At 65.3% G+C, this 13,755-nt stretch carries 14 protein-coding genes; 5 read left to right on the forward strand and 9 right to left on the reverse strand.

The window, feature by feature from the left end; genetic code table 11:
- Positions 1-85 precede the first annotated feature (85 nt).
- The 9 genes from flgJ to flgB all read right to left on the reverse strand — a co-directional run bounded on the left by flgJ (position 86) and on the right by flgB (position 7,590).
- A complete protein-coding gene (gene flgJ, locus GV035_RS23505) occupies positions 86-1,141 on the reverse strand; it encodes a flagellar assembly peptidoglycan hydrolase FlgJ (protein WP_159837302.1) in 1,056 nt (351 codons plus the stop codon).
- Positions 1,142-1,153: 12 nt separating this feature from the next.
- On the reverse strand, positions 1,154-2,281 hold the full coding sequence (locus GV035_RS23510; RefSeq protein ID WP_159837303.1) for a flagellar basal body P-ring protein FlgI: 1,128 nt from the start codon (positions 2,279-2,281) through the stop codon (positions 1,154-1,156).
- Between the two features lie 2 nt (positions 2,282-2,283).
- A complete protein-coding gene (locus tag GV035_RS23515) occupies positions 2,284-2,967 on the reverse strand; it encodes a flagellar basal body L-ring protein FlgH (RefSeq protein ID WP_159837304.1) in 684 nt (227 codons plus the stop codon).
- A 75-nt stretch (positions 2,968-3,042) separates the two neighbouring features.
- Positions 3,043-3,831, reverse strand: a complete 789-nt coding sequence (flgG, locus tag GV035_RS23520; protein ID WP_159837305.1) for a flagellar basal-body rod protein FlgG — start codon at positions 3,829-3,831, stop codon at positions 3,043-3,045.
- Between the two features lie 32 nt (positions 3,832-3,863).
- Positions 3,864-4,616: a flagellar basal-body rod protein FlgF gene (gene flgF / locus GV035_RS23525; RefSeq protein ID WP_159837306.1), complete on the reverse strand. Its 753-nt coding sequence runs from the start codon at positions 4,614-4,616 to the stop codon at positions 3,864-3,866.
- 47 nt (positions 4,617-4,663) lie between these two features.
- Positions 4,664-5,881 (reverse strand): flagellar hook protein FlgE, encoded by a 1,218-nt coding sequence (gene flgE, locus GV035_RS23530; protein ID WP_159837307.1) that lies wholly within the window; start codon positions 5,879-5,881, stop codon positions 4,664-4,666.
- 47 nt (positions 5,882-5,928) lie between these two features.
- Positions 5,929-6,654: a flagellar hook assembly protein FlgD gene (locus GV035_RS23535; RefSeq protein WP_159837308.1), complete on the reverse strand. Its 726-nt coding sequence runs from the start codon at positions 6,652-6,654 to the stop codon at positions 5,929-5,931.
- Positions 6,655-6,665: 11 nt separating this feature from the next.
- Positions 6,666-7,091 (reverse strand): flagellar basal body rod protein FlgC, encoded by a 426-nt coding sequence (flgC, locus tag GV035_RS23540; RefSeq protein ID WP_159837309.1) that lies wholly within the window; start codon positions 7,089-7,091, stop codon positions 6,666-6,668.
- A gap of 7 nt (positions 7,092-7,098) precedes the next feature.
- On the reverse strand, positions 7,099-7,590 hold the full coding sequence (flgB, locus tag GV035_RS23545) for a flagellar basal body rod protein FlgB (RefSeq protein WP_159837310.1): 492 nt from the start codon (positions 7,588-7,590) through the stop codon (positions 7,099-7,101).
- A gap of 288 nt (positions 7,591-7,878) precedes the next feature.
- Between flgB and flgA the strand changes: the two genes are divergently transcribed.
- From flgA to flhA, 5 genes are all read left to right on the forward strand, one after another.
- A complete protein-coding gene (flgA, locus tag GV035_RS23550; RefSeq protein WP_159837311.1) occupies positions 7,879-9,237 on the forward strand; it encodes a flagellar basal body P-ring formation chaperone FlgA in 1,359 nt (452 codons plus the stop codon).
- A gap of 180 nt (positions 9,238-9,417) precedes the next feature.
- Positions 9,418-9,738, forward strand: a complete 321-nt coding sequence (gene flgM, locus GV035_RS23555) for a flagellar biosynthesis anti-sigma factor FlgM (RefSeq protein WP_236572770.1) — start codon at positions 9,418-9,420, stop codon at positions 9,736-9,738.
- An 82-nt stretch (positions 9,739-9,820) separates the two neighbouring features.
- Positions 9,821-10,255, forward strand: a complete 435-nt coding sequence (locus GV035_RS23560; RefSeq protein ID WP_159837313.1) for a flagella synthesis protein FlgN — start codon at positions 9,821-9,823, stop codon at positions 10,253-10,255.
- A gap of 192 nt (positions 10,256-10,447) precedes the next feature.
- Positions 10,448-11,656 carry a flagellar biosynthesis protein FlhB gene (gene flhB / locus GV035_RS23565; protein WP_159837314.1) on the forward strand — a complete coding sequence of 403 codons (1,209 nt, stop codon included), beginning with the start codon at positions 10,448-10,450 and terminating at the stop codon, positions 11,654-11,656.
- Positions 11,653-13,752, forward strand: a complete 2,100-nt coding sequence (gene flhA, locus GV035_RS23570) for a flagellar biosynthesis protein FlhA (RefSeq protein ID WP_159837315.1) — start codon at positions 11,653-11,655, stop codon at positions 13,750-13,752. Before flhB ends, flhA begins: the two co-directional genes overlap by 4 nt.
- The last annotated feature ends 3 nt before the right edge of the window (positions 13,753-13,755 follow it).

Below are 13,755 nucleotides of genomic sequence, written 5' to 3' on the forward strand. Positions count from 1 at the left end.
GCGCTCGCCGTTTTCTTATGTGGTACGCCGTCCCTTTCGACGTTAAACGTTTGCTCGACACGCCACCTCGCGATTCACCGCGCCGTCAGGCGATCTGCCGCATGATCGAAATCAGCTTCTTCGCGTAGTGCGGATCGGTTGCGTAACCCGCCTTCTGCATGCCGTGCGCGAAGCCCGCGACATCGCGCGACGCCTCGATCACCGGCGCATAGCGCGGATTGTTCTTGATGACGTTCGCGTAGTCGTTGAGCGCATCTTCGTACGAATCGTAGGCGCGGAAACGCTCGACGACCTTCTTCGGCTGGCCGTTGACGTACTCGGTCGTGACCGAATCGACCGTCTTGCCGGTCCAGCCCGGCGTCGCCTTGACGCCGAAGATGTTGTGGCTCGTCGCCCCGTTCGCGTGCTTGATTTCGCGCTTGCCCCAGCCGGACTCCAGCGCCGCCTGGCCGATGATGAAGCGCGCCGGAATGCCCGTCGCCGCGCTCGCCGCCTGCGCGGGCGCGGCGAGCCGCTCCACGAACGCGTTGACCTTGTCGGAGCCGACGCCATGCGCTGGCGGTTCCAGCGAACTCGCCGCCGTATAGCCCTTGCCGTCCGCGAGCGATGCGCCGCTTTTGTTCGCCTGCGCGGCCGCGTAGGCTTTCGCCATCGCGTTCATCGCCGCGATGTTTCCCGCGTTCGATTCGATATCGCCGCCGCCGCCCGAGAACCCGCCCATCGCGTTCATCGCGCTCATCCCGCTGCCGCCGCCCATGCCGCCCGCGTCGGTCTTGCCGCCCGCGTTGCGCATCAGTTGCTTGAGCATCATGTCCGCGACGCCAATGCCCTTCGACGACATCTGCTGCGACAACTGCTGGTCGAGCATCGCCGTGAACGACTTCGAATCGTTGGAATCGAACGGGCTGTCCGACGGCGTCGCGTCGCGCATGCTCTTCAACATCATCTGCGTGAAGACCGCGTCGAACTGCTTGGCGGCCGCCTTCAAACCCTGCTGCGGATTCGCCTGCGCCTGCGCGCGCAACGCGTCGAAGCCCTGCGTATCGAGCGCGAAGCGATTCGAGAGGTTCGCGAGCCCGCTGCTCGTATCGGTCGATGCCAGCGCGGAGTTGGCGATGCCGCTCGTCGTGTTCGAGTTCATGAGCCGGGCTCCTTAGATGATTTCGAGGTCGGCGCGCAGCGCGCCTGCCGCCTTCATCGACTGGAGAATCGAAATGAGGTCCGCGGGCGTCGCGCCGAGCGCGTTGAGCGCCTTCACGACATCGGCGAGATTCGCGCCGGCCGAGAGCATCTTGAGCGCGCCGCTGTCCTGCTTCAACTGAATCTGCGACTGCTTCGCCGCCACCGTCTGCCCGTTCGAGAGCGCGTTGGGCTGGCTCACCGCCGTCTGCGTGTTGATGACGACCGAGAGATTGCCGTGCGCCACCGCGCAGTTCTGGAGCGTGACCATCTGATTCATCACGATGGAGCCGGTGCGCGCATTCAGGATCACCTTGGCGGCGGCCTGCGCCGGACGCACGTCGATATTCTGCAATTGCGCCATGAACTGCACCTGCTCGCTCGGCTCCTGCGGCGCGCGCAACTGAATGGTGCGGCCGTCGAGCGCGAGCGCCGTGCCCATGCCGAACTGGTTGTTCACCGCCGCGACGATGCGCTGCGTGGTGTCGAAGTCCATCTCGCGCAGTTCCATCTGCATGACGCCGCCTTGCTGCTGCAAGTTCGTCGGCACCGCGCGCTCGACGATCGCGCCGGCCGAAATGCGGCCCACCGCGAGCTGGTTCACCTGCACTTTGCTGCCGTTCGCGCTCGCGCCTGCGCCGCCGACGACGAGATTGCCCTGCGCCATCGCGTAGACCTGGCCGTCCGCGCCTTTCAGCGGCGACATCAAAAGCGTGCCGCCGCGCAGGCTCTTGGCGTTGCCGAGCGATGACACGGTGACGTCGATCGCTTCGCCGGGACGCGCGAACGGCGGCAGCGTCGCGGTCACCATCACGGCGGCGACGTTCTTCAGCTGCATGTTCTGCGTCGTGGCCGAGTTCACCGTGATGCCGAGGTTGCCGAGCATGTTCGTCAAGCTCTGCGTGGTGAACGGCGTCTGCATGGTCTGGTCGCCCGTGCCGTCGAGACCCACGACGAGGCCGTAGCCGATCAGCGGGTTGTCGCGCACGCCTTGAAACGACACGAGGTCTTTCAGGCGCTCGGCGTGCGCGTGCTGCGCCGAACTGAGGGCCACGAGCGCGGCCGCGAGCGAGAAGGAAACGAAGCGAAGAAGCGGAGTCATGATCAGAACGGCGCCACGTTGAGGAAGAAGCGCTGCAGCCAGCCCATGTTCTCGGCTTCGTCGATATAGCCTTTCGCGGAATATTCGATCTTCGCGTCGGCGATCTGCGTGGAGTACACGGTGTTGCTGCCCGAGATGGTCGTCGGATTGACGACGCCCGAGAAGCGCACGAATTCGTTGCCCTGGTTGATGAGCATCTGTTTCTCGCCGCTCACCATGAGGTTGCCGTTGGGCAGCACTTCGGTGACGGTGACGGTGAGCGTGCCGCTGAACGTGTTGGCGGCGCTCGCGCCGCCCGCCGCCGTGAACTTGTTCGCGCCGGTCGCGGACAGGTTCGTGTTGTTGAAGAGCCCGCCGAAGATGCCGGGCGTCGTCGGCACGGAGAAGGAGCCGGAGCCGCCGCGGTTGGTGTTCGCCGCCGACGACTTCGTCGCGTTCACGTTTTCCGAAATCACGATGGTCAGGATGTCGCCGACGTTGCGCGGCCGCTGGTCTTCGAACAGCGGCCGGCCCGCGTAGCCCGCGTTGTAGATTGCGCCGGGCGAGCGCGTGCCGCCAGGCGGCTGCGGCGGACGCGCAGTCATCGGCTGCTGGACGATCGGCTCCTTCGGCACCAGACCGCAGGCGGCGAGCGTTGCGACGAGCGCGGCAATCGTGGCTCGCGTGAAGATTTGAGTGGGCGACATCGTGTGACTCGTATGAAGCGAAATGAAGCGTTAGTGTGACGCGGTCCTTTCCGTTTCTATCGGTTGAAAAGAGGGTTAAACCTGCATCTGAGAAAGCGTTTGCAGCATCTGGTCGGACGTGGTCACGGCCTTGCTGTTGATTTCGTACGCGCGCTGCGTCTGGATCATGTTGACCAGTTCCTGCACCACGTTCACGTTCGACGCTTCCACATAGCCCTGCTGCAACGTGCCCGCGCCGTTCAGGCCCGGTTGCGAGACGTTCGGCGCGCCGGAGCTGCCCGTCTCCGAGAAAAGGTTCTCGCCACGCGCTTCGAGGCCGGCCGGGTTGATGAACGTCGCGACCTGGATGGAGCCGACGGTCGTCGCGGCCGTCGAGCTCGGCTGCGTGATGGACACGGTGCCGTCCGAGCCGATGGTGATCGACGTCGCGTTCGTCGGAATGGTGATCGCCGGGTTCAGCTGATAGCCGCTCGACGTGACGAGCTGGCCCTGCGCGTTGGTCTGGAACGAGCCGTCGCGCGTGTACGCCGTGGTGCCGTCGGGCATCGTCACCTGAAAGAAGCCCTGGCCGTTGATCGCCACGTCCTTCGAGTTGCCGGTCTGTTGCAGGTTGCCCTGCGTGTAGAGGCGTTCGGTTGCGACCTGCTGCACGCCGGTGCCGAGCTGGATGCCCGACGCGAGTTCGGTTTGCTGCGTCGAGTTCGCGCCCGGCTGGCGCGTGGTCTGATACAGCAGATCCTCGAACACCGCGCGCGAGCCCTTGAAGCCGTTGGTGCTCACGTTGGCGAGGTTGTTCGAGATGACGTCCATCTGCGACTGCTGGGCATTCATGCCGGTCGCGGCGATGTAGAGAGAGCGATTCATGTCTGTGTTGTCCTGAGTGTCTTGCTGGCCGCTTAGGAGAAGTTGAGCAGCTTGTTGGCCGACTGGTCGTTCTGGTCCGCCGATTCCATGAGCTTCGTCTGCATCTGGAACTGGCGCGCATTGGTGATCATCGAGACCATCGCGGAGACCGGGTTCACGTTGCTGCCCTCGAGCGCGCCGCCGGCCACGACGACGCTCGGGTCCGCATCGGCGGGGTCGCCGGACGCGGTGCGATAGAGACCGTCGTCGCCGCGCGTGAGCGTGGACGGGTCCGGATTGACGAGCTTCAACTGATCCACCGTCGCGATGGCGGTCGGCGGATCGCCCGGAATCAGCGCGGACACCGTGCCGTCCTTGCCGATGGTCACTTGCGCGCCCGGCGGCACCGAAAGCGGGCCGCCGTTGCCGAGCACCGGCAGGTTGTTCGCGGTGACGAGCTGGCCGTTCTGGTCGACGTGCAAGTTGCCGGCGCGCGTGTACGCCTCGCCGCCGTCCGCCGTCTGCACGGAGAGCCAGCCCGGTCCTTCCACCGCGACATCCAGCGGATTGCCGGTCTGCTGGATGGCGCCGGCCGAGTAATCCGCCGTCGGCGTGGACGAGAGCACGAAAGTGCGCGTCGTGCCGTCGGCGGACTGGTTTTCGAACGACATCGGCACCTGACGGAACGCCGCGAGCTGCGCCTTGAAACCCGTGGTCGATGCGTTCGCCAGGTTGTTCGCCACGACGGCTTGCTGTTCCAGCGACTGGCTCGCGCCGGTCATCGCGGTGTAGATCAGACGGTCCATGAATCGCTTCCCTCTTTCCTGATGCGTCTAGTGCGTGCGGACGGTGATTACAGATTGATCAGCGTCTGGTCGACGGTCTGCTGCGTCTTGATCGTCTGCGCGTTCGCCTGATAGTTGCGCTGCGCGGTGATCAGGTTCACGAGCTCGCTCGTCAGATCGACGTTGGAGTCTTCCACCGCGCCGCCTTGCAGCGTGCCGTGGTTCGTCGAGCCCGGCACGCCCACTTGCGGCGCGCCCGAGGCCGCCGTTTGCGCGTACACGTTGCCGCCCAGGTTCTGCAGGCCGTTCTGGTTGTTGAAGTTGGCGACCGCGATCTGCCCGAGCGCCTTCGTTTCGCCGTTCGAGTAGTTGCCGGTCAGCTTGCCGTCCGTGCCGACGGTGAAGCCCGTCAGTTCGCCCGTGCTGTTGCCGTCCTGATGCAGGTTCGTGAGGCCGCTCTTCGCGCCGTACTGCGTGGTGCCGGTGAGATCGAGCGTCAACGATTGCGTCGTCGTGCCGGAGGGGTCCGCGCCGTTCGGGATGGTGAACGTGAACTTGGAGCCGCTCGTCAGATTGCCGGACGAGTCGAACGTCACCGCGCCGAGGTCGGTCTTTTGCGAAACGGGGTCGCCGTAGCCCGCGAACGCTTCCCACGAACCCGTGCCGCTCTTCGTGAAGTACACGGACACCTTCTGCGTGCCGCCGAGCGTGTCGTACACATCCACCGAAGTCGACGCGTTGTACGTGTTGCCGTTGGTCGGATCGAAGCCGCTCGCCGCGTTATTGGTGTCCTGCGAATTCAGGTTGAACGCAGCGGTAATGGTCTTTGTCGCGATCGGCGCGATGTTCGCGGTCGGCACGGTGAGCGGCACCGTGCTCGCGCTGTTGACGACGCCGCTCGAATCCGCCGCGTAGCCCATCAGTTGCAGGCCCGCCGAGTTGACGATGTTGCCGCTGTTGTCGAGGTGGAACACGCCGTTGCGCGAGTAGACGGTCGAGCCGTTGTTCGACAACTGATAGAAACCGTTGCCGTTGATCGCGACATCGAGCGCCTGGTTGGTCGTCGTGATCGTGCCTTGCGAGAACTGCTGCTGCACTTCCGCGAGGCGCGTGCCGATGCCGATCTGGTTCGAAACGGCGGTCGCCATGGAACTGGCGTACATGTCGGCGAATTGCGCGGCGCCTTCCTTGAAGCCGACGGTGTTCGCGTTCGCGATGTTGTTGCCGATGACATCGAGGTCGCTCGACGCGGCGCCCAGACCGCTCAGTGCTTGTTGGTAGCTCATGGTTTATCTCTTGGCCGGGCGCATCCCGGCGTCACAGGAAAGTGGAATCAAAGAATCGAAGCGACGCTCGACAGCCCGACCGTCGAGCCGTTCGCGAGCTTCAGGCCCGGCGTGCCGCCCGTCATCTGCACGACGCTCTGCACCTGCGAGGCGGAAAGCGTCGTCGCGGTCGCCTGCTGTCCGTTGATCGTGCCTTGCGCGGTGATCGTGTAGGTGCCGTCGGCGAGCGTGGCGCCCTTCGAATCAACCGGCGTCCAGCCCGACACCGGCACGACGCCCGCGCCTTGCGCGCCGAGGTCAAGCGTGTTCACGATGTTGCCGGACTTGTCCTTGACGACGATCTGCAGGTCGCTCACGTCGTTGGCAAGCTGCACGCCGAACGTCGACGACGCACCGCTCGACACCGTCATGCTGTTTCCCGGCGCGAGCACGTTCGAGCCGATCAGCAGCGCGGCCTGCGTGGACTGGCCGGCGGAGAGCTGCGTCGCGAGCGAGCTCAGCGACGTGTTCAACTGGCCGATGCCCGACACCGTGTTGATCTGCGCGAGCTGCGAGGTCATCTGCGAGCTGTCGGCGGGATTCGTCGGATCCTGGTTCTTGAGCTGCGTCACGAGCAGCGTGAGGAACGTGTTCTGCAGGTCCGAAGCAGACGTGCCGGACGTGCCGGACGTGCTGCTGGTGCTGCTCGACGCGCTCGACGCGCCGTTCATGGTGTCCAGCAGTGTCTGCGACACCGTGGTGCCGTTGCTGCCGATGGTGGTGTTCGTCGTCACGGTTGGATTCCTCAGGTTCCGATGGTCAGAGTCTTGAGCATCAATTGCTTGGCTGTATTGAGCGTCTCGACGTTCGCCTGGTACGAACGCGACGCGGAAATCATGTTGACCATCTCCTGCACCGGATCGACGTTCGGCATGGTCACGTAGCCGTCCGCGTTCGCTGCGGGGTTGCTCGGGTCGTAGCTGGTCTTCATCGGGCTCGGATCGTCGACGACGCCGGTCACCTGCACGCCGCCGACTTGCTGGCCCGAGCCGCTTTTCGCGCCGCCGAGCGGATCGACGGCGAACACGACCTGCTTCGCCTTGTACGGCTGTCCGTCGGGGCCGGTCGTGCTGTCCGCGTTCGCGAGATTCGACGCGGTCACGTTCAGGCGCTGGGCCTGGGCAGACATCGCCGATCCGGCGACGCTGAAAATGTTCATCAATGAAGGCATGGCTTTCTTAACTGTTGGACGTGATGGCGGACATCATCGACTTGATCTGCGAACTCATCACGGTCATGCCCGCTTCGAAGTGCAGCGCGTTGTCCGCGAACTGCACGCGTTCGGCGTCGAGATCGACCGTGTTGCCGTCGAGCGAAGGCTGACTCGGCACGCGATACGCGAGGCGGCCATAGTCGTCGGTCGAGCCGCCCGAAGCGGAGAGCGTCGAGGTGCCGGACAGGTGGCCTTTCGCGGTCACGGCCATCGACCCGCTCGTGCTCACCGAAACCGGCTGCGCCATCCTGAGCGTCGCCGTGTTCGAGGCGGACGCGGACGCGCCGCCGTCTTTCTTCAGCGCCCCGGCGAGCGCGGTGGAGAAATCGACATCGCGCGCCTTGTAGCCGGGGGTGTCCGCGTTCGCGATATTCGACGACAGCAGTTCCTGCCGGTAAGCGCGCACATCGAGCGCCTCGCGGCCGAACGCAAATTCCTTGTCGAGTTTGTCTAGCATTCGTTTCCTCTCCGGTCCCATCCGGGATGGTTGTCGCCTGTCGCCGCCCAGTCGCCGGGGGCTTTTTGCATGACACGCATCTTAGGAGCGGCGCGCAATAACTAATCCGATGAATAACCGGGAAACGCGGCCTCTATTCGAGGCTTGAGCGCGGCCGCGCGTATCTAGAATCTGGGTCGAGAGTGGGAAGCGGCGTTTTCATGGCCGCGACCGCATGCAGTGGCCGCCGGACGCGGCCAGATACATTCAGGTACGCCGCGCGATGCTCGGCGGGCGAGGAGAGCAGTGATGAGCAGGTCCGCCGGGCAGTCGTCGATCGTTGCGATGCGTGAAGGCGCGCTCAAACGCGGCGCGCGTGCCGGACTGCGCGGCATGGCGGGCGCGTCGCTGATCGCGGGCTTCGCGGCGGGCGCGTTCGCGCAGCAGACGGACGGCATGATCGCGATTCCGGGCAATGCGGAAACGAATCCCGCCGCAGTCGCGGAAATGGCGAAGAATCTTGGTTCGTCGAAAACCGTGGCCGCAGCCGCGCCCGCGCCGACGCCCGCTGCGGTCGCCGACATGGCGCGGGCATCGGGATACCGCGCTGCGACGCGTGCCGCCGACGCCGCCATGCGCCATGCCGCGCTCGCGCTCGAAGCGCACGCCGAAGCCGCCGACGACGCGATGGACGACACGGGCGGTTTGATCGTGGTTCCGGGCCCGGGCGAAGCGAAGGCCGCTGCCGCGCCGGCGTTGGCGAAAGCGCCCGTCGCGGCTGCATCGCGCGACGACGCCGCTACCGTTCGCACAGCGGCAACGGCGGGCGTACGCCCGATGGCGCCCGTCACGGCTGCATCGCGCGATGTGATTCCGGTCGTCGTCACGCGCGACGACGCCTCTACAGCCGGCGCGCGCGCGATCGCGGCCGCCGCTGCATCGCCGATTCGCTCGACCAATTATTCATCTGCAGCCGCATCGCCGATGAAGCGCGTGAGTTTCTCCCCGGCCACGGCCGCCACTCAGGCGCCCGCCGCGTCCGCGACGGCGCAGGACGGCGAGTCCATCCGCGCCGCCGCGCTCGCCTTTCTCCAGCAGCAGGCGGCAGGCTTGCCCGGCAAGGTCGATATCACCGTGACGCCGGTCTTCCCGCGCGGCCTCGCGCCCTGCTCGGCGCTCGATCCGTTCATGCCGACCGGCGCGCGCCTGTGGGGCCGCGTGACGGTCGGCGTGCGCTGCGTGGGCGAGCGTCCGTGGACGCTGTATGTGCAGGCGCGCGTCTCGATCAACGCGACGTACTACCTCGCGGCGCGCGCCATCGCGCCGGGCGAAGTGCTCGCGAGCGCCGACCTCATCGCCCGCGACGGCGATCTGACGGCGATGCCGCAAGCCGTCGTCACCGATCCGTCGCAGGCGGTCGGCGCGGTCGCGTTGTCGCGCGTGCCGGCCGGCTTGCCGCTGCGCTCGGACATGCTGCGCGCCGCAAGTTCGGTGGCGATCGGCCAGACGGTGCACGTCGTCGCCGACGGCACCGGCTTCTCCATTTCCGCCGATGGCGCCGCGATGAACAACGCCGCGCCCGGCCAGCAGGTTCGCGTGAAAACCGCCGGCGGACAGATCATCACCGGCATCGTGAAGGATAGTCAGACCGTCGAAATTCGCATGTAACTGGACTTGTGTGCGGCAGCAGACGTTCTGTTGCAATTTGTTGCAAAGCCGTCAAACCCTTGTGGCACAAGGCAAAGCGGCCGATGACCAGGCACCGCGCAGGTTGCGCCTCCCCCGGCAGGGTAAAGTTTTTCAAAGCCCCCGCCGATAAAGGACTCAACACGTTCGGGAATGGACATCGTGAAAATCGAATCGAATAGCAACACCTCTTTGGCCGGCCTCCAAGACGGGCCGCAACGCGCATCGCAGAGCGATGCGAAAACGGTCGCGCCGACCGCGCAAGCGAACGCCACCGCAGGCCAGTCGACGGTCAGCCTGTCGACGCTGTCCTCGGACCTGCGCGCGTCGAACGGCTCGGACATCGATACGGCGAAAGTCGAATCGATCAAGGCTGCGCTCCGCGACGGCAGCTTCAAGATGGACAGCAGCAAGATCGCCGACGGCATGCTCAGCACCGCCCGCGACCTGCTGCAAACGAGAACCCCGCCGACCGGCGGCTGAACGCAACGGCCCGGGCACGTCCCGGCGCGCGAAGTGGGCAAAGCCGGGCGGCTTTTATGAACCGCGTTTTTAGCGAACTGCAATGAAAGACGCCCTGCTTGCCACTGTCACCGAAGAAGTCGCCGCCGTTCTGGCCTTCGAAGCCCTCCTCGCGCACGAGGAGAAAGCCCTGATTGCCGCGCAGCCGCTCGCCGCGCTGCCGGAGATCATCGGCGAAAAGACGGCGCTGACCGAGCGCATCAGCGGGCTCGAAAAAGAGCGCGACGCGCACTTGAACGCACTCGGTTTTCCCGGCGGATTCGCCGGCATGGAAGCCGCCGCGGAGGGCGACGCCCGCATCGCCGAGCAATGGACGCTGCTGTGCGCCGCCGCCCGGCGCGCGAAACAAGGCAATAACAATAATGGCGTGCTGATCCGCACGCGCATGGAATACAACCGCAAGGCGCTCGCCGCCTTGCAGGTGGCGCCGTCCAAGGCCGGCTTTTATGGCCCGGACGGACGCGTGCCGGGCGTTTGAGTCCCGTTCGCGTGGATGCCAAGCGGCGCATGCCCTCTGACGAGGCGCGTGCGCCGTTTTCTTTTATCCGTCGATTAACCCCCTTTTCCCCGACTTAATCCGCCGATAGCCCCTCGACGCCTTCCGCAATAATCGTTTGCATCAGAAAGCGGCTTCATGCCGTTGGCAACGAAGCACGAAGCGGAGCACGCAGTGGCAGAAGAAAGCGATCTCGAAAAAACCGAATCAGCCACTCCCAAGCGTCTGGAAAAGGCGCGGGAGGAAGGTCAGGTCGCGCGCTCGCGGGAGCTTGCCTCGTTTGCGCTCGTCGCGGCGGGATTTTTCGGCGTGATGGCGATGTCCGGTTCCATCAGCGGGCATTTGCAGTCGATCCTGCGCGCCTCGTTCACGTTCAATCACGACGTCGTGCTGGACACGCATCAGACGATGATCGGCGCGGCCAACGCGGGCAAGGAAGGCATGCTCGCCGTGCTGCCCGTGCTCGTGATGACCGCATTCGCCGCGCTGGCCGCGCCGATGGCGCTCGGCGGCTGGCTCATCACGACGAAGCCGCTCGCGCCGAACTTCGGCCGGCTCAATCCGGTCAGCGGACTCGGCAAGATCTTTTCGATACAGGGCCCGATTCAGCTCGGCATGTCCATTCTCAAGACGCTCGTCGTCGGCGGCGTGGCGGGCTGGGAGATGTGGAGCCGCAAGGCCGACGTGCTCGGACTGCTGACGAAGCCGCTCGGTCTCGCGCTCGCCGACGCGATGCATCTCATCGTCGTGTGCTGCGGCATGGCGATCGGCGGCTTGTTCCTCGTCGCCGCCGTGGATGTGCCCTATCAGATGTGGTCGCACGCGAAAAAGCTGCGCATGAGCAAGGAAGAAGTGAAGCGCGAGCATAAGGAAAGCGACGGCGATCCGCACGTGAAGGGCCGCATCCGCTCGCAGCAACGCGCCGCGGCCCGCCGCCGCATGATGCAGGCGATTCCGACCGCCGACGTGATCGTCACGAACCCGACGCACTTTGCCGTCGCGCTGAAGTACAGCGACGGCGAGATGCGCGCGCCGCGCGTCGTCGCGAAGGGCGTGGATCTCGTGGCCGCGCGTATCCGCGAACTGGGCCGCGAGAACAACGTGCCGCTGCTCGAAGCGCCGCCGCTCGCGCGGGCGCTCTATCACAACGTGGAGATCAACCGCGAGATTCCGGGCGCGCTGTATGGCGCGGTGGCGCAAGTGCTGGCGTGGGTTTACCAGTTGAAGCGTTACAAGGAAGACGGCGGCATGAAGCCGGACGATCCCACCGATCTCGACGTTCCGAAGGAACTGGACAAGGGCGCCGTTTCCGACGCCGACGCCGATCAGGAAGCTGCCGAAGCCCTGGACGACGGTAACACTGACAAGGGAGCCGCAGCATGAACGCGCGCGCTGGATTTTTCGCCAAACGGCCCGACGCGCTGGGCACGCAGAACTTGCGCGCCCTCGCCGGCCCGATCCTGATCTGCATGATCCTCGGCATGATGATTCTGCCGTTGCCGGCGTTTCTGCTGGATCTGCTGTTCACCTTCAACATCGCGCTGGCGGTCATGGTGCTGCTCGTCAGCATGTACACGCAAAAGCCGCTCGACTTCGCCGCATTCCCGAGCGTGCTGCTGTTCTCCACGCTGCTGCGCCTGTCGCTGAACGTGGCGTCCACGCGTATCGTGCTGCTGCAAGGCCACACCGGGCCGGACGCGGCGGGACAGGTGATCGAATCGTTCGGGCACTTTCTCGTCGGCGGGAATTTCGCGGTCGGTATCGTCGTGTTCGTGATTCTGATGATCATCAACTTCATGGTCATCACGAAGGGCGCGGGACGTATCGCGGAAGTCGGCGCGCGCTTCACGCTCGACGCGATGCCCGGCAAGCAGATGGCCATCGACGCCGACCTGAACGCGGGCCTCATCAACGAGGAAGTCGCGAAGAAGCGCCGCCAGAGCGTGGCGCAGGAAGCGGAGTTCTACGGCTCGATGGACGGTGCGTCGAAGTTCGTGCGCGGCGACGCGATCGCGGGCTTGCTCATCATGGTCATCAACGTGGTGGGCGGGCTGATCGTCGGCATGCTTCAGCACGACATGGACTTCGCGCACGCGGCGACCAACTACACGCTGCTCACCATCGGCGATGGTCTCGTGGCGCAGATTCCGTCGCTCATCATTTCGACGGCGGCGGGCGTGATCGTCTCGCGCGTCGCGACCGACGAGGACATCGGCACGCAGCTGACCGGGCAGTTGTTCCAGAACCCGCGCGTCCTGATGATCACGGGCGTGATCATCGGCGTGATGGGACTGATCCCGGGCATGCCGCACTTCGCATTCATGCTGCTCGGCGGCGGTCTCATCTACGCCGCGCGCACGATGAACAAGCGCGCCGCGATCAAGAAGACGAGCGTCACCGATGTCACGCCGATTGCATCGGCTGCGGCGGCATCCGCCGAGAACGCGGAGGCGAGCTGGGAAGACGTCGCGCTCATCGATCCGCTCGGGCTCGAAGTGGGCTACCGGCTGATTCCGCTCGTGGACCGCAACGCGGACGGCGAACTGCTCAAGCGCATCAAGGGCATTCGCAAGAAGTTCGCGCAGGAAATCGGCTTTTTGCCGCCGGTCATTCATATCCGCGACAACCTCGAACTGCGGCCGAACGGGTATCGCATCGCGTTGAAGGGCGTGGAAGTCGGCGTGGGCGAGGCGTTCCCCGGCCAATGGCTCGCGATCAATCCGGGTCAGGTATCGGCAGCGCTGCCGGGCACGCAGACCACTGATCCGGCGTTCGGCTTGCCGGCGGTCTGGATCGAGACGAACATGCGCGAACAGGCGCAGGTGTACGGCTACACGGTGGTGGATGCAAGCACGGTGGTCGCGACGCATTTGAATCACCTCGTGGTGACGCATGCGGCGGAACTGCTTGGCCGGCAGGAAGTGCAGGCGCTGCTGGAGCGTATCGGCAAGGACACGCCGTCGCTCACGGACGACCTCGTGCCGAAGACGCTTTCGCTCACGACGCTGCAGAAGGTGCTGCAGAATCTGCTCGACGAGAGCGTGCCGATCCGCGACATGCGGACCATCCTCGACGCGTTGCAAGAGCATGCGCCGCGCATCTCCGATGCGTACGAACTGACGGCGGCGGTACGCCTGGCGCTGGGCCGCGCGATCACGCAGCAGTGGTATCCGGGCGCGGACGACTTGCAGGTGATGGGCCTCGATCCGACGCTGGAGCGCGTGCTGTCGCAGGCGCTATCGACGGGGCCGAATCCGGGACTGGAGCCGGGACTCGCGCAGACGCTGATGAATTCGACGCAAAACGCGATGCTGCGACAGCAGAATCTGGGACTGCCGCCGGTGCTGCTCGTGCAGCATTCGCTGCGCGCGATGCTTGCGCGATTCCTGCGCCGGAGCCTGCCGCAGTTGAAGGTGCTGTCTTATGCGGAAGTGCCGGATACGCGGAATGTGAAGGTGGTTAATTTGATTGGGGCGTGAGCG

It is taken from the genome of Burkholderia sp. 8Y, from assembly GCF_902506145.1.
Lineage (GTDB): Bacteria > Pseudomonadota > Gammaproteobacteria > Burkholderiales > Burkholderiaceae > Caballeronia.